Origin of the sequence: Sphingomonas corticis, assembly GCF_012035195.1 — a bacterium.
Lineage (GTDB): Bacteria > Pseudomonadota > Alphaproteobacteria > Sphingomonadales > Sphingomonadaceae > Sphingomonas > Sphingomonas corticis.
Genome location: NZ_JAAVJH010000010.1, coordinates 79648 through 98987 on the forward strand (window position 1 = coordinate 79648; position 19340 = coordinate 98987).

At 71.3% G+C, this 19340-nt stretch carries 21 protein-coding genes and 1 tRNA gene; 17 read left to right on the plus strand and 5 right to left on the minus strand.

The window, feature by feature from the left end:
- Window positions 1-46 precede the first annotated feature (46 nt).
- From ftsZ to tatC, 6 genes are all read left to right on the plus strand, one after another.
- Window positions 47-1531: a cell division protein FtsZ gene (ftsZ, locus tag HBH26_RS14870; RefSeq protein ID WP_168135420.1), complete on the plus strand. Its 1485-nt coding sequence runs from the start codon at window positions 47-49 to the stop codon at window positions 1529-1531.
- A 90-nt stretch (window positions 1532-1621) separates the two neighbouring features.
- A complete protein-coding gene (locus tag HBH26_RS20800; protein WP_168135421.1) occupies window positions 1622-2347 on the plus strand; it encodes a segregation and condensation protein A in 726 nt (241 codons plus the stop codon).
- Window positions 2344-2916 carry an SMC-Scp complex subunit ScpB gene (scpB, locus tag HBH26_RS14880; RefSeq protein ID WP_168135422.1) on the plus strand — a complete coding sequence of 191 codons (573 nt, stop codon included), beginning with the start codon at window positions 2344-2346 and terminating at the stop codon, window positions 2914-2916. The genes HBH26_RS20800 and scpB overlap by 4 nt, the downstream gene beginning before the upstream one ends.
- A gap of 73 nt (window positions 2917-2989) precedes the next feature.
- Window positions 2990-3244, plus strand: coding sequence for a twin-arginine translocase TatA/TatE family subunit (locus tag HBH26_RS14885; protein WP_168135423.1), 255 nt, complete (start codon window positions 2990-2992; stop codon window positions 3242-3244).
- 26 nt (window positions 3245-3270) lie between these two features.
- Entirely contained in the window at window positions 3271-3744 is a 474-nt protein-coding gene (gene tatB / locus HBH26_RS14890) for a Sec-independent protein translocase protein TatB (RefSeq protein WP_168135424.1), read from the plus strand.
- A complete protein-coding gene (gene tatC / locus HBH26_RS14895; RefSeq protein ID WP_168135425.1) occupies window positions 3741-4523 on the plus strand; it encodes a twin-arginine translocase subunit TatC in 783 nt (260 codons plus the stop codon). The genes tatB and tatC overlap by 4 nt, the downstream gene beginning before the upstream one ends.
- A 65-nt stretch (window positions 4524-4588) precedes the next feature.
- On the opposite strand, the gene HBH26_RS14900 is transcribed toward tatC, so the two are convergent.
- From HBH26_RS14900 to HBH26_RS14910, 3 genes are all read right to left on the minus strand, one after another.
- Complete coding sequence (locus HBH26_RS14900) at window positions 4589-4726, minus strand: entericidin A/B family lipoprotein (protein WP_168135426.1); 138 nt, start codon at window positions 4724-4726, stop codon at window positions 4589-4591.
- 268 nt (window positions 4727-4994) lie between these two features.
- Complete coding sequence (locus HBH26_RS14905; RefSeq protein ID WP_168135463.1) at window positions 4995-6617, minus strand: sensor histidine kinase; 1623 nt, start codon at window positions 6615-6617, stop codon at window positions 4995-4997.
- A gap of 34 nt (window positions 6618-6651) precedes the next feature.
- Window positions 6652-6810: a NepR family anti-sigma factor gene (locus tag HBH26_RS14910; protein ID WP_239024827.1), complete on the minus strand. Its 159-nt coding sequence runs from the start codon at window positions 6808-6810 to the stop codon at window positions 6652-6654.
- A gap of 248 nt (window positions 6811-7058) precedes the next feature.
- Here HBH26_RS14910 and HBH26_RS14915 point away from each other — a divergent pair, with 248 nt between their 5' ends.
- The 3 genes from HBH26_RS14915 (at window position 7059) to HBH26_RS14925 (ending at window position 8854) form a co-directional block, all read left to right on the plus strand.
- Window positions 7059-7853, plus strand: coding sequence for a response regulator (locus tag HBH26_RS14915; protein ID WP_168135428.1), 795 nt, complete (start codon window positions 7059-7061; stop codon window positions 7851-7853).
- 88 nt (window positions 7854-7941) lie between these two features.
- Window positions 7942-8079: a hypothetical protein gene (locus tag HBH26_RS14920; protein WP_168135429.1), complete on the plus strand. Its 138-nt coding sequence runs from the start codon at window positions 7942-7944 to the stop codon at window positions 8077-8079.
- A 118-nt stretch (window positions 8080-8197) separates the two neighbouring features.
- On the plus strand, window positions 8198-8854 hold the full coding sequence (locus HBH26_RS14925) for a sigma-70 family RNA polymerase sigma factor (protein WP_168135430.1): 657 nt from the start codon (window positions 8198-8200) through the stop codon (window positions 8852-8854).
- A gap of 37 nt (window positions 8855-8891) precedes the next feature.
- On the opposite strand, the gene HBH26_RS14930 is transcribed toward HBH26_RS14925, so the two are convergent.
- Window positions 8892-9056: a hypothetical protein gene (locus tag HBH26_RS14930; protein WP_168135431.1), complete on the minus strand. Its 165-nt coding sequence runs from the start codon at window positions 9054-9056 to the stop codon at window positions 8892-8894.
- Between the two features lie 45 nt (window positions 9057-9101).
- Between HBH26_RS14930 and HBH26_RS14935 the strand changes: the two genes are divergently transcribed.
- From HBH26_RS14935 to HBH26_RS14950, 4 genes are all read left to right on the plus strand, one after another.
- Window positions 9102-11777, plus strand: coding sequence for a bifunctional [glutamine synthetase] adenylyltransferase/[glutamine synthetase]-adenylyl-L-tyrosine phosphorylase (locus HBH26_RS14935; protein WP_168135432.1), 2676 nt, complete (start codon window positions 9102-9104; stop codon window positions 11775-11777).
- On the plus strand, window positions 11735-12205 hold the full coding sequence (locus tag HBH26_RS14940; RefSeq protein ID WP_168135433.1) for a peroxiredoxin: 471 nt from the start codon (window positions 11735-11737) through the stop codon (window positions 12203-12205). The genes HBH26_RS14935 and HBH26_RS14940 overlap by 43 nt, the downstream gene beginning before the upstream one ends.
- 305 nt (window positions 12206-12510) lie before the next feature.
- Complete coding sequence (locus tag HBH26_RS14945) at window positions 12511-13257, plus strand: M23 family metallopeptidase (RefSeq protein ID WP_168135434.1); 747 nt, start codon at window positions 12511-12513, stop codon at window positions 13255-13257.
- 186 nt (window positions 13258-13443) lie between these two features.
- Window positions 13444-14241, plus strand: coding sequence for a pyrroline-5-carboxylate reductase family protein (locus HBH26_RS14950; protein WP_168135435.1), 798 nt, complete (start codon window positions 13444-13446; stop codon window positions 14239-14241).
- A 201-nt stretch (window positions 14242-14442) separates the two neighbouring features.
- On the opposite strand, the gene HBH26_RS14955 is transcribed toward HBH26_RS14950, so the two are convergent.
- Window positions 14443-14931: a MarR family transcriptional regulator gene (locus tag HBH26_RS14955; protein ID WP_168135436.1), complete on the minus strand. Its 489-nt coding sequence runs from the start codon at window positions 14929-14931 to the stop codon at window positions 14443-14445.
- A 53-nt stretch (window positions 14932-14984) separates the two neighbouring features.
- Here HBH26_RS14955 and HBH26_RS14960 point away from each other — a divergent pair, with 53 nt between their 5' ends.
- The 4 genes from HBH26_RS14960 to HBH26_RS14975 all read left to right on the plus strand — a co-directional run bounded on the left by HBH26_RS14960 (window position 14985) and on the right by HBH26_RS14975 (window position 19321).
- Window positions 14985-16073 carry a branched-chain amino acid aminotransferase gene (locus HBH26_RS14960; protein WP_168135437.1) on the plus strand — a complete coding sequence of 363 codons (1089 nt, stop codon included), beginning with the start codon at window positions 14985-14987 and terminating at the stop codon, window positions 16071-16073.
- 49 nt (window positions 16074-16122) lie between these two features.
- Window positions 16123-16197: transfer RNA gene (locus HBH26_RS14965), tRNA-Gln, on the plus strand.
- A 111-nt stretch (window positions 16198-16308) separates the two neighbouring features.
- Window positions 16309-18357: a site-specific integrase gene (locus HBH26_RS14970; RefSeq protein WP_168135438.1), complete on the plus strand. Its 2049-nt coding sequence runs from the start codon at window positions 16309-16311 to the stop codon at window positions 18355-18357.
- A 79-nt stretch (window positions 18358-18436) separates the two neighbouring features.
- Window positions 18437-19321: a 3'-5' exonuclease gene (locus HBH26_RS14975; protein WP_168135439.1), complete on the plus strand. Its 885-nt coding sequence runs from the start codon at window positions 18437-18439 to the stop codon at window positions 19319-19321.
- Window positions 19322-19340: the final 19 nt, after the last annotated feature.

Consider the following 19340-nt stretch of genomic DNA (forward strand, 5'->3'; position numbering starts at 1 on the left):
TTCCGCGCGACACCGGCAAGAGGCGGAAAGACGGAGTAGTATCGCGATGAGCATCGAGTTTTTGCCCCCCGAAATGGACGACCTGACGCCGCGGATCACCGTGGTGGGCGTGGGCGGTGCCGGCGGCAACGCGATCGCCAACATGATGCGCGCCGACGTGCAGGGCGTGAACTTCCTCGTCGCCAACACCGACGCGCAGGCGCTGCGGCAGAGCCAGGCCGAGCAGAAGGTGCAGCTGGGCACGAAGATCACGCAGGGCCTGGGCGCCGGCGCCCGCCCCGAGATCGGCCGTGCCGCCGCGGAGGAGACGATCGACCAGCTCTCGCGGCTGCTCGAAGGCTCGCACATGTGCTTCATCGCGGCCGGCATGGGCGGCGGCACCGGCACGGGCGCTGCGCCGGTGATCGCGAAGGCCGCGCGCGACATGGGCATTCTGACCGTGGGCGTCGTGACCAAGCCGTTCAGCTTCGAGGGCAATCGCCGTGCCAAGGCGGCGGACGCGGGGATCGAGGAACTGCAGAAGTTCGTCGACACGCTGATCGTCATCCCGAACCAGAACCTCTTCCTGGTCGCCAACGCGAACACCACGTTCAAGCAGGCGTTCGAGATGGCGGACGAGGTGCTGCAGCAGGGCGTGCGCGGCATCACCGACCTGATGGTCATGCCCGGCCTCATCAACCTGGACTTCGCCGACGTGCGCTCGGTGATGCAGGAGATGGGCAAGGCGATGATGGGCACCGGCGAGGCGGACGGCGACGACCGCGCGCTGATCGCGGCGCAGAAGGCGATCGCCAACCCGCTGCTCGACGGCGTGTCGATGCAGGGCGCGAAGGGCGTGATCGTGTCGATCACCGGTGGCGACGACATGCGCCTGCTGGAAGTGGACGAGGCCGCCAACCACATCCGCGACCTCGTCGATCCCGACGCGAACATCATCTGGGGCTCCGCGTTCAACCCCGACCTGGAGGGCAAGATCCGCGTCTCCGTGGTCGCCACCGGGATTGAGGCGGGCGCCACCTCCGCGCAGCCGAGCGCCCCCTCGGCGCCGGCGTCGGAGCCGACGCGCACGTTCAGCTTCTCCGCGCCGCGCCGCGCCGAGCCGGCGGGCTACGCCCCCACTGCCGCGGCAGAGGCGCCCGAGCCGAGCGGTGCCGCCGCGGATGCGATGGCCGCGGGCGTGCCGCCGGTGACGCAGGGTCCGGTGGTCGAGCCCAACGCACCGGTCGGCGCGCCGGCCGACGACGAGCTGCTGCTGGGCAGCGAGGCGCTGCTGCCGGAGCAGCACGCCGCGCCGGTCTCCTCGCCCGCGCCGGCCCCGTCGGCCCCGGCGCAGCCCGCGGCCGATCCGGCACGCCGCCGCTTCCTCGGCGGCGACGACGCCGCGGAGACGCCGGCGCAGCCGCGCGTGAAGCTGGGCGGCACGCTGTTCGAGCGGATGCAGAACGCCACTCGCGCCGCCGCCCGCAACGAGGACGAGGGCAATGGCGGCGGCGATCTGCCGCGCTTCCTGAACCGGCAGAACAACCAGTAAGTTTTCTGCGAGAGTGAAGGCGACGGACGAAGCGCGCGGCGACCCGATCGGGGGCGCCGCGCGTCCCGTTTCGGCGCGGTGCAAGGCGGCATGAGCGACGACACGCTCACGCTCGACCTCGACGGCTGGGAAGGACCGCTCGACCTCCTCCTCGCGCTCGCGCGCGCGCAGAAGGTGGACCTGAAGGCCATCTCGATCCTCGCGCTGGTCGAGCAGTATCTCGCCTTCGTCGATCGCGCGCGCGCGCTGAAGCTGGAACTGGCGGCCGACTATCTCGTGATGGCGGCGTGGCTCGCCTATCTGAAGTCCGCGCTGCTGCTGCCGCGCGATCCGGCGGTGGAGCCGAGTCCCGAGGAACTGGCGCTGCGCCTTCAGCTCCGGCTCGAGCGGCTCGGCGCGATGCGCGAGGCCGGCGCCCGGCTGATGGCGCGCGACCGGCTGGGGCGCGACACCTTCCCGCGCGGCGCGCCGGAGGGGCTGCGCACGATCCGCCACGCGCGCTGGACCGCGGAGATCTTCGATCTGATCGCCGCCTACGGTCGCGTGTCCGCGCGCAACCGTCCCGTCATGCACGTCGTGCGCGACCGGCAGGTGATGACGCTCGACGCCGCGCTCGCGCGGGTGGCGGCGCTCGTCGGGAGTGCGGTGGACTGGCACGCGATCGAGCGTTTCCTGCCCGACGGCGCCGCCGGGCCGTTCCGCGCCTCCGCGCTCGCCTCCAGCTTCCTCGCCGCGCTCGAACTCGCGCGGCAGGGCCGGGTGGAGCTGCGCCAGGCCGAGCCCTTCGCGCCGCTCTACCTGAAGGCGCCGGCGTGACCCCGCCCGACGACGTGGTTCGCGCGGTGGAGGCGGTGCTGTTCGCCAGTGCCGAGCCGCTGGGCGTGGACGCGATCCGCGCGCACGTCGGCGGGGGTGACGTGGTGGCGGCGCTGGCCACGCTGCGCGGCGATTACGCGGGCCGCGGCATCGCGCTGGTGGAGCGGGGGCAGCGCTGGCATTTCGAGACCGCGGGCGACCTCGCGCACCTGCTCCGACGCAACCGGGAGGAGCCGCGCAAGCTCTCCCGCGCCGCGATCGAGACGCTGGCGATCGTCGCCTATCACGAGCCGGTGACCCGCGCCGAGATCGAGGCGATCCGCGGCGTGCAGACTGCCAGGGGCACGCTGGACGTGCTGATGGAGGCGGGCTGGATCCGCCCCGCCGGCCGGCGCGAGGTGCCCGGACGCCCGCTCGCCTACGCGACCACGCCGGGCTTCCTCACCCATTTCGGCCTCTCCAGCCGCCGCGACCTGCCCGGGATCGACGACCTGCGCGCGGCGGGGCTGCTCGACCCGGTCGACCTCGCGTTCGAGGCGGCGCTGGGCGGCGGCGACGCCGAGGAATGACGCGCCCAGCGGATCGTCGTTGCCGCGGTCCGTGTCACGCCCTAGATAGCGCCCACGTCACGGAGATTTCGTCATGGGCAGCTTCAGCCTTCCGCATATCCTGATCCTCGCGATCGTCGCGATCCTGCTGCTGGGCGGCGGCCGCTTTTCCAGCATGATGGGCGACGTCGCCAAGGGCGTGAAGAACTTCAAGAAGGGCATGAGCGAGGAGGACGAGGACGATCGTCCCGCCCGCGCCAAGCCGCGCATCGAGGCGCAGTCCGCCGCGCGTCCTGCATCGGAGACGGTGCTGGACCGCGATGCCGACCGCGTTCGCGAGGACCGCTGATCGTTCTCCATCGCTGACCGGCGACCATGTTCGACATCGCCCCATCCGAATTCCTGCTGGTCGCCTTCGTCGCGCTGGTGGTGATCGGTCCCAAGGACCTGCCCAAGGCGATGCGGGTCGTGGGCTATTGGGTCGGCCGCGCGCGCGCGGTGGGCCGCCAGTTCCGCAGCGGCTTCGACGAGATGGTGCGCGAGGCGGAGCTGGAGGAGATGGAGAAGAAGTGGAAGGCGGAGAACGAGCGCATCATGCGCGAACACCCCGCGCCCGCCCTGCCGCAGCCGGACGACGCCGCTGACGCCCCCGCGATGACCCCCGCCATGACCCCCGCCATGACGATGCACGACCCCTCCGGCTCCGATCCGGATCCTCGCGACGATGCGCAGGGCGCGCTGCCGCTGGACACCACCGACCGGGCGGTGACGGTGGAGCAGCCACAGCTGGTTCCCGCCCGGGAAGCGGACCCGGCGCCCGATCGCGACCAGACGAAGGCGCCGTCGTGAGCGACGCGGAGACCGACGAGCTGGACGCCAGCCGCGCGCCGCTGCTCGACCATCTGATCGAGCTGCGCCGCCGCCTGCTCTACTGTATCGCCGCCATCGTCGTCGCGTTCGGTGCGGGCTATTATTTCGCGGAGGACATCTTCGCCGCGCTGGTGCAGCCGCTGCTGTCCGCGGGTCAGAAGACGGTGATCTACACCCAGGTGTTCGAGGCGTTCTTCGTCAAGGTGAAGGTCGCCTTCTTCGCCGCGATGATGATCGCCTTTCCCGTGATCGCGATGCAATTGTGGCAGTTCGTCGCGCCGGGGCTGTACCGCAAGGAGAAGCGCGCGCTGCTGCCCTTCCTGCTCGCCACGCCGGTCCTGTTCGGCATGGGCGCGTCCATGGCCTATTTCATCGCCATCCCGATGGCGCTGCATTTCCTGCTGAGCTTTCAGGGGAACATCGGCGGGATCGAGCAGCAGGCGCTGCCCGCGATCGGCGAGTATCTGTCCTTCACCATGCAGTTCCTCTTCGGCTTCGGCGCGGCGTTCCTGCTGCCGGTGCTGCTGATGCTGCTGGAACGCGCCGGCATCGTCACCCGGCGCCAGCTGATCTCGGCGCGTCGCTACGCCATCGTCGGCGCCTTCGCGATCGCGGCGGTGCTGACCCCGCCCGACGTCGGATCGCAGCTGCTGCTCGCGATCCCCTTGTGCATCCTCTACGAGCTGGCGATCGTCGGCATCTGGTTCACCGAGCGCAAGCGCTCGCGCGAGGCGGCGGAGGCGGTCGCCGGAGAGTAGAAACGCGAAGGGCGGCGCACCGTCACCCGGTGCGCCGCCCTTCGTCGTCCCGGTTGGGCGAGCGATCAGTTCTTCACGTCGTTCGCCGCACCGGTCACGGTGTCGCCCGCGCTCGACACGTCCTTGCCGACGCCCGCCACGGTGTTGCACGCGGACACCAGCACCGCGCCGGCCAGGACGGCCATCGTCATGATCTTACGCATCGCTACTTGCTCCTTCGCATGAACCTCGTTCGTCCAATGCGCGTGGCGCACCTTCGTTCCGCTTGGGGAACGGGACGGCGAGGGAGGGGCAAGGCGGAAAGAATAAAGGCCCGAAAGCGTCACCGGGGGGGGGGAGGGGTGGACGCTTCCGGGCCTATGTCGTGGATCGCGAGAGCGGGGGGGCTAAGGTCGCGATCCGAAGGTCATAACGGCGATCGTGGCGGGCGGTTCCGGCGGCGGGTGCTTTTTTTGCCGCGCTCGGATTTTTTCACGCCGGCGCCATCACCGCGATCGCGATCTCATAGGCGCCGGTCAGCGGATCGTGCTGCAGCGTGGAGCGCAGCTGCCGCGTCAGCCCCTCGATCACCCGGCCGTAGCGGTCGCGCAGCCGCGCGCGCAGCACGTCGCTGTCGACCAGTGCGCGCGACGACAGCCGCAGCACGGCGCGGCCCTTCTCGCCATCGGGTTTCAGCGACACGCGCAGCTGCGCCTGCGGATCGCTGGTCATGGCCAGCTCGATCAGCTCCGTGGCGAGGAAGGCCACCGCCACCGCCACGTCCTGCGTCACGTGGAAATTGTCGATGTCGAGGACGATGCCGATCCGCGACCCCTCGGGCGCGGTGGCGCGGATGTTCGACGCCAGCTCGCCCAGCACCGCGCGCATCCCCACGCCGCGGTTCTCCTCCATCTCGGCGAAATGGTAGCGGTGGACCACGGCCAGCGCGTCGACGCGGCGCTGGATCGAGGCATAGGCATGGCTCACTTCCGCGCTGCTCGCGCCGCGGGCGTGGAAGTTGATGAGGCTGGCGATCACCTGCAGGTTGTTCTTGACGCGGTGATGCACCTCGCGGGTCAGCTTGGTCTGCCGCACCAGCCCCTCGGCAAGTCCCGCCTCGTGGATCGCCACCGTGCGGCTGAGCGCGCGGAACGTGTCGCCCAGTTCGCGTATCTCCTGCGCGGGCAGGGCGCGGAACAGCGCGGGATCGGGCTGGTCGCCCGGCGTGAAGGCGGCGATGCTGCCGCGCAGCGCGCGCAGCGGCGCGATCAGCAGCCGGTCGACGACGAACCAGCTGATCGCCGAGGCGAGCGCCCACATCACCAGCGGCAGTGCCAGCGCGATCAGCAGCGGCGATCCTACCGGTGCGCTGCGCACCTGCATCTCCAGCGACAGGCCGGCGATGGCCAGGTCGTTGCGCGATGTCTCGCGCCGCTCCAGCGTGCTCTGGCGGGGCAGCCGGACCAGGTCGAGCCGGTCGCCACCCAGCAGCAGCGCGGCGCCGTAATCGTTGCCGAGGCCACTCGGCCGGCTGATCCGCGCCAGGAAGGCGGCGGGGAAGAAGGCGGCTGCGCTGGTGCCGTCCTTGCGCCCGTCCACGCGCAGCATCACGCCGCCCCCGCCCGGTCCGGCGGGCACGATCCGGGCGCTCACCACGCCCGATCCGGCCTGGCGCGCGAAGGCCGCGGCACCGGGGAACGGCTCGCCGCACAGCGCGCGGCCGCGGCGGTCGACGATGACGAAGCTGGTCCCCTGCGTCGCCTGCTGCGCGAAGATGCCCTGCGCGCGCGCGCAACTGGGCGTGTCCCGGCTGTCCTCGCCCAGCGCATCCACCGCGACGCGCAGCGCGGTCATGTCGCCGACCAGCTCGATCGCGATCGACCGGCTCGCCTCCGCGGCGGCGACGCGCAGGTGCGCGCCCAGCTCGGTATCGGCGATCTGCGTGACGCGCAGCGTGGCGAAGGTGGCGATCAGCGCCAGCGGCAGCAGCGCGATGGAGAGGATCAGGAACAGCTTCGCGCCGGTCGGCCAGCGCGCGATCAGCCGGGGGCGGGGGGTCGCGGACGCGGCGGGACGGTCGGCGGCCGGGTGGGTCGCCGGATCGTCGGTGGCCATGGGATGTGTCGCGGGGGCGTCGGCCACCGCTCGGCTAGTCTAGCTTGCCGAGCAGCGACAGCAGGTCGTCCGGCACCGCCTCCTCGACGGTCTTGTTGTAGACGGAACGCAGGGCCGAGCCCATGTCGCGGTTCTTCGACTGTGCGGCGGCGCCCTTCTTCGGCTTTTCCGACGCTTGCTTGTCAGACGTCAACGCTTGAACCCCCATTCGCCCCGGCTGCGGGGGTCGAAACGAACCGATGCGACAGACCCTTTGACTGGCCGCGCGTGTGCCCGCGCTGGCCGATGAAACCAAAGATGGCCTCGTTGGTTCCACCGGGGCGCGACGAAAATCCGACCGGGGGAAAGCTTTAGCCACGGCCGAGGGGATGTCGCCGCTTCGTTTTGATTTTCGACGGACGGCCCGGTTGCCGGTCGTTCGCCAGGGAGGGCCAATCACTCATGTCGCTCGGACAACAACTCGCGCCGCATCTTCCGTTCCTGCGCCGCTACGGACGCGCGCTGACCGGAAGCCAGGCGCAGGGCGACCGCTACGTGCGCGCCACGCTGGAGGCGATCGTGGCGGCGCCGGACCAGTTCCCGCGCGACGTCGATCCCCGGCTGGGCCTGTACCGCACCTTCCAGGCGATCTGGAACTCCGCCAATTACGACGAGGTCGCCGACACGGGCGAGGTGGAGGAGCAGGAGGCGGTGGCCCGTGCGCGCCTGTCGCGCATGACGCCGCTGTCGCGCCAGGCGCTGCTGCTGACCGCGATGGAGGGTTTCACGCCCGAGGACGCGGCCTATCTGATTGAGGTGGACGCGGCCGAGGTCGACAGCCTGGTCGCCGAGGCGCTGTCGGAGATCGAGAAGCAGACCCGCGCGCGCGTGCTGGTGATCGAGGACGAGCCGATCATCGCGATGGACATCGAATCGATCGTGCGGGACCTGGGCCACGACATCACCGGCGTCGCCGTCACGCGCGACGAGGCGGTGGCGCTGGCGATGGAGGAGCGGCCGGGCCTGGTGCTCGCCGACATCCAGCTGGCGGACGACAGCTCCGGCATCGACGCGGTGAAGGACATCCTGGCGGAGTTCAACGTGCCCGTCATCTTCATCACCGCCTTCCCCGAGCGCCTGCTGACGGGCGAGCGGCCGGAGCCGACGTTCCTCATCACCAAGCCGTTCCAGCGCTCGACGGTGAAGGCGGCGATCAGCCAGGCGCTGTTCTTCGACCAGTCTACCGTTCCGGCCTGATCCGCGCTTCGGGGCGCGGCGCGGGTGCAACCCTGCGCCGCGCCGCGCGTTCGGTACGACATCACAACGATTTGGGCGGGCTGAACACATGGCCGAGGACAATAACCGGATCCACCTGGACGCCGAAGAGGCGCGCGCGGGGGCGAAGACCGGGGCGATGCGCTACGTCCTGGCGATCTCGCTGTTCCTCATCATCGCGATCTTCGCCGCGTTGCTGCTGCTGTAGTCCCGCGGACGTTCTGATCCCTATGTATCGCACGACGCTGGCCAATGGGCCCGGCGATCCCTATCTTACGGCCTCAGGCGCTTCCGCAACGGGCGGCGCGCCGAGGCAACGGAGCGGCATGACCCAATCCCCCTCGCGCGTCGACGACGCGGACGACGACGATGCCCCGGCGCCCGCGCCGGTCGAGCACGTCTCGCTGTCCGATCCCGAATTCAAGAAGCAGCTCGCCGTCGTCATTCCGCACCTGCGCGCCTTCGGCCGCTCGCTGTCGGGCAATCGCGACCTCGCCGACGATTTGGTGCAGGAAACGCTGCTGAAGGCGTGGGCCGCGCGCAAGCGGTTCCAGGCCGGCACCAACATGCGCGCCTGGACCTTCATCATCCTGCGCAACCTGTTCCTCTCGCAGATGCGCCGCGCGCGCTTCAAGGGGGAGTGGGACGATCTGGTGGCGGAGCGGGTGCTCGCCGCACCGGCCAGCCAGGACAAGCACGTCGAACTCGCCGACATGCAGCGCGCGTTGCTGCACCTGCCCCAGCCGCAGCGCGAGGCGCTGATCCTGGTCGGCGCGGGCGGCTTCGCCTATGAGGAAGCGGCCGAGATCTGCGGCGTGGCGGTCGGCACGATCAAGAGCCGCGTTGCACGCGGCCGCGTCGCGCTGGAGGCGCTGATGACCGATGGCAGCCTCTCCTCGCGCCGCGACCACGAGGGCAACGGCGACCGCACCACGCTCGACGCGATCATGGGCGAAGTGGACGAACTCAGCCGCGATCGGTAAGGGCGACCGGCCGCCGCGTGCCGCGCGGCGGCCCCGATTACCGCCGGTCCAGCGTGTCCAGCATCGCCAGCCATTCCGGCGGCATCTTCTCCTCGCGATACGCGGCGCGTAGCGACTTGGCCACCGCGTCGGTATGACGGGGCGTCTTCACCGCATAGGCGCCGCGCCACGGCACGGAGGGGAGAGGAGATTGCCCGGTCATGCAAGCTAGAACGACGCGCCCGGTCATAGGTTTCGGCATCGCGTCATGACCGATGCATCGCCGCCTCCCACTGTGGCCGTGCGGACACGCGCCGCGGAGGCGCCGTTCCTCGCCATGCTGATGGCGACCGAGGAAGCGACGCGCGCGCGCCTCGCCGCAGGGGGCGCGACGCCGGGCCAGCGGTTGCGCCGGGAGCGCCGGCTGGTCGCGCTCGACGTGGCGCTCGGCGACCTGTCCGGCGCACTCGACTTGCGCGGCGTGGTGGCGCGGCTCACCGACTTCGCCGACCGCGCGCTCGACACCGCCATCGCCGCCGCCATCGCCGAGCGCGTGCCCGGCGCCCCGCCGGTCGGCTTCGCGGCGATCGCGCTCGGCAAGCAGGGCAGCGGCGAGCTAAATTACTCCTCCGACATCGACCCGATCTTCCTCTACGATCCCGCCACGTTGCCGCACCGCGAGCGCGAGGACGTGGCCGACGCGGCGGTGCGGATCGGGCGCCGCGTGCTGGAGCTGCTGCAGCAGCGCGACGCCGACGGCTACGTTCTGCGCGTCGACCTCCGGCTGCGCCCCTCGCCGGAGGTGACGCCGATCGCGATCCCCGTCGACGCCGCGATCGGCTATTACGAGTCGCAGGCGCTGCCGTGGGAACGCGCCGCCTTCATCCGCGCGCGGGCCTGCGCCGGGGACGTCGCGCTGGGCCAGCGCTTCCTCGACGCGATCCGGCCGTTCGTGTGGCGCCGCAGCCTCGATTTCGGCGCGGTGCGCGAGATCTTGGACATCACCCGCCGCATCCGCGACCACCACGCGCAGGGGCAGGCGTTCGGCCCCGGCTTCGACCTGAAACGCGGGCGCGGCGGCATCCGCGAGGTGGAGTTCTTCGCGCAGATCCACCAGCTGATCCACGGCGGGCGTGATCCGGCGCTGCGCGCGCCCGCGACACTCGACGCGCTCGCCGCCCTGGCGGCGGCGGGGCGGATCGCGCCGCAAGATGCGGCGGCGCTGTCCGACGCCTACGTCCTGCTGCGCACGATCGAGCATCGCGTGCAGATGATCGACGACCGGCAGACCCACGCGCTGCCCGCGGGCGAGGCGCTGGACCGGCTCGCCCGCCTCCACGGGCTCGCCGACGGGGCGGCGCTGCTCGCGCTGCTGGCGCCGCACGTCGAGCGCGTGGCCGCGGTGTTCGACCGGCTCGCTCCCGCAGACACCGGCGCGCTGCCGCACGAGGGCGAGCGGCTGGAGGCGACGCTGCGCGACGCGGGGTTCGACGACGTGGCGCAGGCGGTGCAGCGCATCGCCGCGTGGCGCGAGGCGCGCTACCCCGCGCTGCGCAGCGCCGCCGCGCAGGACGCGCTGGAGGCGGTGCTCCCCGCGCTGATCGCCGCGATCGGCCGCGCGCCGCTGCCCGCCACCGCGCTCGTAAGGCTCGACCGGCTGCTGGAACGCCTGCCGAGCGCGATCAACGTGCTGCGCCTGCTGGAGGCGCGCCCCGCGCTCGCCCGCCTGCTCGCCGAGCTGCTGAGCCACGCCGCCCCGCTGGCCGAGGAACTGGCGCGCCGGCCCGACCTGCTCGACGGGCTGATCGACGCCAGCGCGTTCGCTCCGGTCGGCGACGTGGCGGTTCTGTCGCGCGAGATGGCGGCGGCGGAGCGCGGCGCGGACTATCAGACGCTGCTGGACCACGTCCGCCGCGTCGTCGGCGACAAGCGGTTCGCGCTCGGTGCGCAGATCGTCGCCGCCGCGTCGGACCCGCTGGACGTCGCCGCCGGCTATGCCCGCGTGGCGGAGGCGGCGACGGGGGTGCTGGCCCGCGCCGCGGTGGACGAGTTCGCGCGCGCCCACGGCCGCGTGCCGGACAGCGAGCTGGTCATCCTGGCGCTCGGCCGCTTCGGCGGCGGCGCGCTGACCCACGCCTCCGACCTCGACCTCATCTATCTGTTCACCGGCGACTTCGCGGCGGAATCGGACGGCGCCCGGCCGCTGGGCGCCACGCTCTACTACAACCGATTGGCGCAGCGCGTGACGGCGGCGCTGTCCGTCGCCACCGCCGCCGGGCCGCTCTACCCGGTCGACACGCGGCTGCGGCCGTCGGGCGCGCAGGGGCCGCTGGTCGTCACGCTGGAGAGTTTCGCGCGCTACCAGCGGGAGGACGCCTGGACGTGGGAGCATATGGCGCTCACCCGCGCGCGCCCGGTGTTCGGCTCGCCCGCGGCGCGCGCGGCGGTGGCCGGGGTGATCGCCGGCGTCCTCGCCGGTGCCCGCCCGCCCCGCGACATCGCCGCGGACGCGACCGCGATGCGTGAGGAGATGGCGCGGCACAAGCCGCCGCAAGGGCCGCTGGACGCCAAGCTGCTGCCCGGCGGCCTCGTCGACCTGGAGTTCGCGGTCCATGTCGCGCAGCTGACTCGCCGCACCGGCTTCGATCCCGACCTGTCCCGCGCCATCGACGCGCTGGCGGCGGCGGGCGCGGTCTCGCCCGACCTGCGCGGCGCGCACGACCTGCTCACCCGCCTGCTCGTCACGGTCCGGCTCGTCGCGCCCGACGCGGGTGAGCCCGCCGACGAGGCGACGCGCACGCTGATCGCGCGCGCGCTCGCCTGTCCGGACTGGCCGGCGGTGCTGGCCGGCTTCGCATCGGTGCGCGACACGGTGACGCGCGCGTGGCAGGAGAGCATCGCATGGAGCCCCCGACAGACCTTTCCTCGGCCGACCTCGCGCTGACCGGCGCCGACGGCGCCCCGCTGCGCCTTCGCGACCTGCCTCGCCCGCTGGTCCTGTATTTCTATCCGAAGGACGACACGCCCGGCTGCACGCGCGAGGCGCAGGATTTCTCCGCATTGGCCGATCGCTTCGCCGCGGCCGGCGTCGCCGTCCTCGGCGTCTCGCGCGACACGGTGGCGAAGCACGCGAAGTTCACCGCCAAGCACGCGCTCGCCGTACCGCTCGCCAGCGACGCGGACGGCAGCGTGACGGAGGCGTTCGGCGTCTGGGGCGAGAAGCAGCTGTATGGCCGCACCTACATGGGCGTGGAGCGCGCCACCTTCCTGTTCGACGCTGACGGACAGCTGGCACAGGCATGGCGCAAGGTGAAGGTCCCGGGCCATGCCGAGGCGGTGCTGGCGGCGGCGGAGACGCTGCGCGACACCTGATCCTGCGGCCCAAAGGCGGGCCGTCGCCGATACCGCTACCTTCGGTCGGGCCGATTCGGAGTTAACCATTCGGTTACGCTTGAACCCGCGCAGTTCCGCCATTTTCGCCGTTCACCTTCAACTCACCGCACCGCTCCGACGCTTGGCCGCGCCCGCCTCCCCCTTGGGGTTGCCGTCGTCCGCCAAGCCGGGTCACACAACCGCCACGCAGGGACGGCGGGGGACGCCCACCTGATCGACAGTTGATGGCGGCGCGGCCGGGGCATCCTCCCCGGTTGGGCTCCACGCAAGATAGATGGGGTCCGATGACTTCTTCCACGTCCGTGCCGGCTCGCCGGTCCGCTGCCGCAACCGGCTCGCGCCGCCTGCTTCATGTCGCCGCCGCCGCGCTGTTCGCGACCGGCGGTGCCGGCGCCGCGCTGGCGGGCGAGCCGGTGCGCGAGGCGCCGCGCGCCGCCGCCGGCGGCCCGCTGATCGAGGCGGGCAGCGCCGAGGCGCGCGGGTCGCTGAACGCCGACACCCAGTTCCGCAGCCTGTTCATGACCTGGAAGAAGCTGGACAGGCTGGAGCAGGGCACGATCGCGATCCCGTCGGTGCAGCCGGTCGACAAGCTGAACTTCACCAGCAACTTCGGCATCCGCTCCGATCCGTTCCGCGGCACCGCCGCGATGCACGCCGGCGTCGATATCCCCGGCCCCACCGGCACGCCGATCTACGCCACGGCGGACGGCGTCGTCGCCCATGCCGCGCGCCAGGGCGGCTACGGCAACATGGTCGAGATCAACCACGGCAAGGGCATCGCCACCCGCTACGGCCACCTGTCGAAGATCATCGTGTCGGACAACACGCGCGTTCGCCGCGGGCAGATCATCGGCCTGATGGGTTCCACCGGCCGCTCCACCGGCCCGCACCTCCACTACGAGGTGCGCATGGACGGCCACGCCGTGAACCCGGTGCCGTTCCTGACGACCGGCGACTATCTCCTCGCCGCGCAGGATCGCGACGTGCGCCACGTGCCCGTCTCGACCAACGGGCCGGCCGCGCAGGACTGACGCTTTCTTTCATAGGAGAGGGGGTCGGCGCCGGAAGGCGACCGGCCCTTTTTTCTTTGGGGGGCGCCAGTCCTTTCGTGAGCGCACGAGGCGACGGACGGCGCCTCGACAGCCACGACGGGAACCGCGCGTTCCTCGCACGCGCCGTCACTTCCCCCCGCACCGCCGATCCTCTACGCGCCCGATATGCGCCTGTGGATGATCGGATGCGGCAACATGGGTTCGGCCATGCTGCGCCGCTGGGTGGACAGCGGGACGGTCGCGCCCGCGGACGTCTTCGTCGCCAATCGCACGGATCGCGGGCTTCCCGCCGGCGTGCGGCAGGGCCGCGCGCTGCCGGACGAGGCCGCACCCGATGCCGTGGTGCTGGGCGTCAAGCCGCAGCAGCTGCGCGAGGCCGCCGCCGTCCACCGTGCCCAGGTGGCGCCCGCACCGCTGCTCGTCTCGATGCTCGCCGGGGTCGATCCCGCCGCCTTGGGGCGCGCGTTCCCCGGCCCCGCAGCGGTGCAAACGATGCCCAACCTGCCGGTGGAGCTCGGCCGCGGCGTCGTCGCGGTGCACGCGCCCGGCCTCGGCCAGGCACCGCGCGCCGCCACCGACCGTCTCCTCGCCCCGCTGGGCCTCGTCCGCTGGTTCGACGATCCCGCGCGCTTCGCCGCCGCGGGCGCGCTGTCCGGCACCGCGCCGGCCTTCCTCTTCCGCTTCGTCGACGCGCTGGCCGCGGGGGGCGAGGCGATCGGCCTGTCTCCCGCGGAGGCTGCCGCGGTCGCGCTCGCCAGCGTGGAGGGCGCCGCCGCCATGGCCGCGACCAGCGACCGCACGCCCGCCGCGCTGGCCGATGCCGTCGCCAGTCCGAGGGGCATGACTCGCGAGGGGCTGGACGTGCTCGACGCTGATCGCGCGCTGTTCCGCCTGCTGGAGGAAACGCTGCGCGCGGTCGCCCGGCGCGGCGAGGAGATGGCGGAGGCGGCGCGCAGCGGCTGACGGGGTCTCGTCTCCAGGCACGTCGCTGTCCTACGGCGGCGCGATCCGTTATCCTCCCGGTGCTCTTTCTCGCCGTCGACCCATCGCCCGCGCCGCCGCCGTCGCCCGTGCCGGCGTGTCAACATTCGCCGCCCAAACCGCGCCGGCGGGTCAACAGTGTCAACATCCGCCGTTCCACCGCGCGGCGGGACGGCGGCGCCGCTACCGCCGCAGCGCCTCCACGCGCGGCATCTCGTCCTCGGGGATCAGGCCTTCCAGCACCTTCCAGAACCCCGTCACCGCCTCCTGCCCGGCGCGCGAATAGGCCGCCGACAGCCGCTCGCGTAGTGCCTCGAACAACAGCGCCTCCATCGCCGCGCCCGGTTCGGTCAGCCGCAACAGGCGCTGCCGCCGGTCGCGCTCGCCCGGTCGCGTCTCGACCAGGTCGCGCTCCAACAGCTCGTTCAGCACGCGGCCGAGCGACTGTTTGGTGATGTTCAGCAGCGCCAGCAGCTCGCTCACCGTCAGGTCGGGCTTGCGCGCGATGAAGTAGAGCGCGCGGTGATGCGCGCGCCCCAGCCCCTGCTTGGCGAGCCCGCGGTCGATCGCTCGGGTGATGTGGCTATTGCCGAAATACAGCAATTCCATGCCGCGCCGCAGTTCGGGCTCGCGGAGGAAGAGGGCGGAAGCGGACTGGGTCGGGGCAGCCATGTTGACCCGCTGTGCCATCGGCCCTAACCGGCCGCAACCCTTCTGAAAGGAGCTTGCGCGCCGTGTCGTTCGCGATCGAACCGAACCCGTCCCCCGTCGCGGTGGAGGAGCGGTCGGCCCGGCTCGTCGATCCCGGTTTCGGTCGCGTCTTCACCGATCACATGGCGACGATGCGCTGGTCCGAGGCGCAGGGGTGGCATGACGGCCGCATCTCCGCACGCCAGCCTTTTCAGATAGATCCGGCGTCCGCCGTGCTCCACTACGCGCAGGAGATCTTCGAGGGGCTCAAGGCGTACCGGCTCGACGACGGGGCGCTGGCGCTCTTCCGACCGGAGGCGAACGCGCGCCGGTTCCAGCGCTCGGCGCGGCGCATGGCGATGCCCGAGCTGCCCGAGGAGCTGTTCCTCTCCTCGATTCGCGCGCTGGTGCGGACGGACGCGGACTGGGTGCCGGCGCAGGACGGCGGTTCGCTCTACCTGCGCCCGTTTCTGATCGCGAGCGAGGTGTTCCTGGGCGTGAAGCCCGCGTCGGAGTATCTCTACGTCGTGCTGGCAAGCTCCGCCGGATCCTATTGGAAGGGCGGCACGCGCGCGGTCTCGCTGTGGGTCAGTCACGACTATTCCCGCGCCGCCATCGGCGGGACGGGCGAGGCCAAGTGCGGCGGCAATTACGCCGCCAGCCTGGTCGCCCAGCAGGAGGCGATCCGCCGCGGCTACGACCAGGTCGTGTTCCTCGACGCGGCGGAGCGCCGCTGGATCGAGGAGCTGGGCGGCATGAACATCTTCTTCGTGTTCGCCGACGGCACGATCCGTACGCCCCCGCTGACCGGCACGATCCTGCCCGGCATCACGCGCGACTCGATCCTGCAGCTGCTGCGCGACGAGGGCTTGCGCGTGGAGGAGGCCCCCTACGCCATCGACGACTGGCGCGCCGACGCGCAGAGCGGCCGCGTGACGGAGAGCTTCGCCTGCGGCACCGCGGCGGTGGTGACGCCGATCGGCCAGGTCGCGGGGCCGGACTATGCCTTCACGGTCGGCTCGGGCGCGACCGGCCAGGTCACGCAGCGCATCCTCGACCGCCTCACCGCCATCCAGCGCGGCCGCGCGCCCGACCCCCACGGCTGGCTGCAGCGGATCGCCTGACGCGATCGGTTGAGCTTTCCGCCGCGTGCCGCTAAGCGCGCGGACCAGTTGGGGCGTCGCCAAGCGGTAAGGCAACGGTTTTTGGTACCGTCATACGCAGGTTCGAATCCTGCCGCCCCAGCCATACGTTGATTTCACGGTTCAAGACACAGAAAACGTTCAGTTTTCTCCTGCCTTGGCCTGGGTGAACCGCCCACTGGCGTCAATTGACGCCAGTGTGTGGAGCCAGTGCCCAATGCCAGCGATCGACAACGTGACTCGCCGCGGTGCCGTCTATTGGTGGCGCCGGCGGGTGCGCTTCGTTGCAGGCGACCTCCCGCCTATAACCGTCGTGACGATGGTCAGCCTTCAGACGAAGGAGCAGGCGGTCGCGCGCAGGCGCGGCGCCGCGATGACCGGACGGAGCGAGGTGGTGCGGATGAGCCTGTACGAGAAGATCGAGCGCGAGGGGCTGACGGCGGATCAGGCGACCAGCCTGTTCCAGGCCGAGATGCTGCGGTATCGCAACATGCTGGCCTATCAGCACTCGCTCATTCAGGCGGACGGCGAGGGCAACGTGCCCGCACGCTTCGCGCAGATGCTGGCCATCTATGCGGCACTCAACGGCGACTTCGCGGTCAACGGTTTCGCCGACTATATGGGCATCGACTATGTCGGCGGGTTCGACCAGCGCTTCGCCGGCCTCGACGACGAGGCGCGGGGCCATCTGGGCGCGCTGCTGGGCCGGGCCGGCGACCTGCCGGCCAATCTGCTCGCCGAGGCGCGTGCGCTGATGGATCGCGTGGGCATCGCCGCGACCGGCTACCGTGCCGAGAATGCGCGCCGTATCATGTGCGAGGCCCGCGCGGTGGCGGCGGCGACCTATGACGATCCCGCGGTGCGTGACACCGCCAGCGCGCTGGCGCTGGTCAGGGCGCTGGCCTCCGGCGCCGCGCCCGCTGCCATCATCGCCGTTCCGCAGGAACCGCCCCGTCCGTCGGAGCCTCCCGCGCCGCCAGCGTCGATCCTGACGGTGGAGCAGCAGCGTCACGCGGCGATGACGCCGGTCGAGGCGGTGGAGGAGTATATCCGCATCAAGCCTAAGGCGCGGGGCGCCGGCGCCGTGTCCGCTTCTGCCCAGCAGGGACGGAAGTCGCAGGCGAAGGTGTGGGGCGAGAGCCAGCGACGGCAGTTCCGCGCGGCGGCGTTCCTGTTCGGCAAGTCCAACGGCGGCGGGCCACTGGCTGCCACGTCGCAGGACCATCTCAACGACTTCTACGATCGGCTGAACCGGCTCCCGTCGTCGCACCACAAGTCACCCCGTCACGAACCGATGGCGCTGGAGGCGATCTGCGAGGAGGCGGCGGCGCGGCAGGCCGAAGATGCGGGCGGCGTGTCGATCGGCCTCGACGTCGGGACGATCAACCGCCACTTCGCCAACCTCAAGCGCCTGTGCAGCTGGATGGCGGGCAAGACGCCGATGGGGCCGCTCGACTTCTCCGATTTCATCCTGGACGAGGATGACCGGGACGACCGTGACGAGCGCGATGCCTACACGATCGAACAGGGGCTCGAATTGTTCCGATTGCCGATCTGGACCGGCGGCGCCTCGCTCGACGATCGGCTGGCGGTGGGGCCGGCCGGCAGCATCTGGCACGACGCCGCCTATTGGGTGATGCCCATCGTCTGGTATTCGGGGATGCGGCGCGAGGAAGCCTGCAAGCTCCTCATCGACGACATCGACGAGGAGGACGGCATCGCCTTCTTCAATATCCGCAAGACCCACGCGGGCACGGTCAAGACAGCGACCAGCGTGCGAAAGGTGCCCATCAACGGCGAGCTTCGCCGCCTGGGTCTGCTCGACTATGTCGCCGCCATGAAGGCGGCGGGCGAAACCTACCTGTTCCCGGAGATCATCCCCGGTCGCGGTGGCCGGACGCTAGGCGACGTGTTCTTCAAGACCGTTTGGCTCAACATCAAGCCGCACCTCACGCTCGTGAAGCCGGGCCAGGCGGTGCACAGCGGGCGCCACATGGTCAGCACCGAGCTGAAGATGCTGCAGACCTTCGAGGAATTCCGCGCCGACCTGCTCGGGCAGAAGGCCGGCGGCGAGAATGCCGGGCGCTACGCCGACGCCACCCGGCTCGAACTTCTTCTCGAAGTCGTGGAGCGGATTCCCGTCGTGACCGCCCATCTGCCGGACGCGACGACGATCAACCTGCTGCCCAAGGCACGCCGCCAGCCGAGGCCGGTGCGGCCCAGCAGCGGCCGTCGTCAGCGGGGAGCGTCGCCGGCGGCAGCCTGAAGCGACGGCTTCTGTGACCGGAAAGGCGGTGAGGAAAAGCCTCGCTGCCGCTCGGTCGATCCAGACAGGAGCATCGATCATGACCCACGCCATCACCACCGCCCCGGCCGGGGCGGGGGAACTCGTTCGCGTCGACGATCCGGACATCCGCATCCTGCGCCGCGTGTCGTCGCTGGGCGACTTCCCGCTTGCCGACCGCGTCACCAGGTCCGTTCGGCGCGTCGGCATCGTGGACACCGAAACGACCGGAACCGACGTCCTGCATGACGAGATCATCGACATCGCGGTCGTGGTGATCGAGGTGGACGAGGCCGGCGAGATCGTCGGCATCGCCAGCGCCGGGCAGGCGCTGCGCGACCCGCACATGCCGATCCCCGCGGCGATCACCCGGCTGACCGGGATCACCGATGCGGACGTCGCCGGCAAGGCGATCGATCTGGATCGGCTCGAACGCCTGCTTCGGAGCGTGGACGTGCGCATCGCCCACTCCGCGGCGTTCGACGTCAGCTTCATCGAGAACCTGCTTCCCGGGCTCGCCGGGTCCGCGTGGGCCTGTTCGATGCGCGACTTCGACTGGCTGACCGCGGGGTTCGACGGTGCCAAGCTGGGCCATCTGCTGATGCAGATCGGTCGGTTCAACACCGCGCACCGGGCGATGGCCGATGTCGTCAGTCTGCTCCACCTGCTCGCCCATCGGCTTCCGCACGGCGGCACGGTCCTCGCCGGGCTGCTGGCCAACGCCGAACAGCCATCGGTCCGCTTCGAGGCGACCGGCGCCCCGTTCGATCGGCGCGGCCTCCTCAAGGCGCGAGGATACAGCTGGGACGCCCGTCGCCGCGTGTGGTGGACCGAGCTCTCCGAAGGTGAGTGTGCCGAAGAGGAGCGCTGGTTCCGCGAGCACATCGCGCCCGCCGGCCCGTTGCCGCGGATGACGCCGATCACCTGGCACCAGCGCCACCGCTGAGACCTTGGGGCGCGCGCCG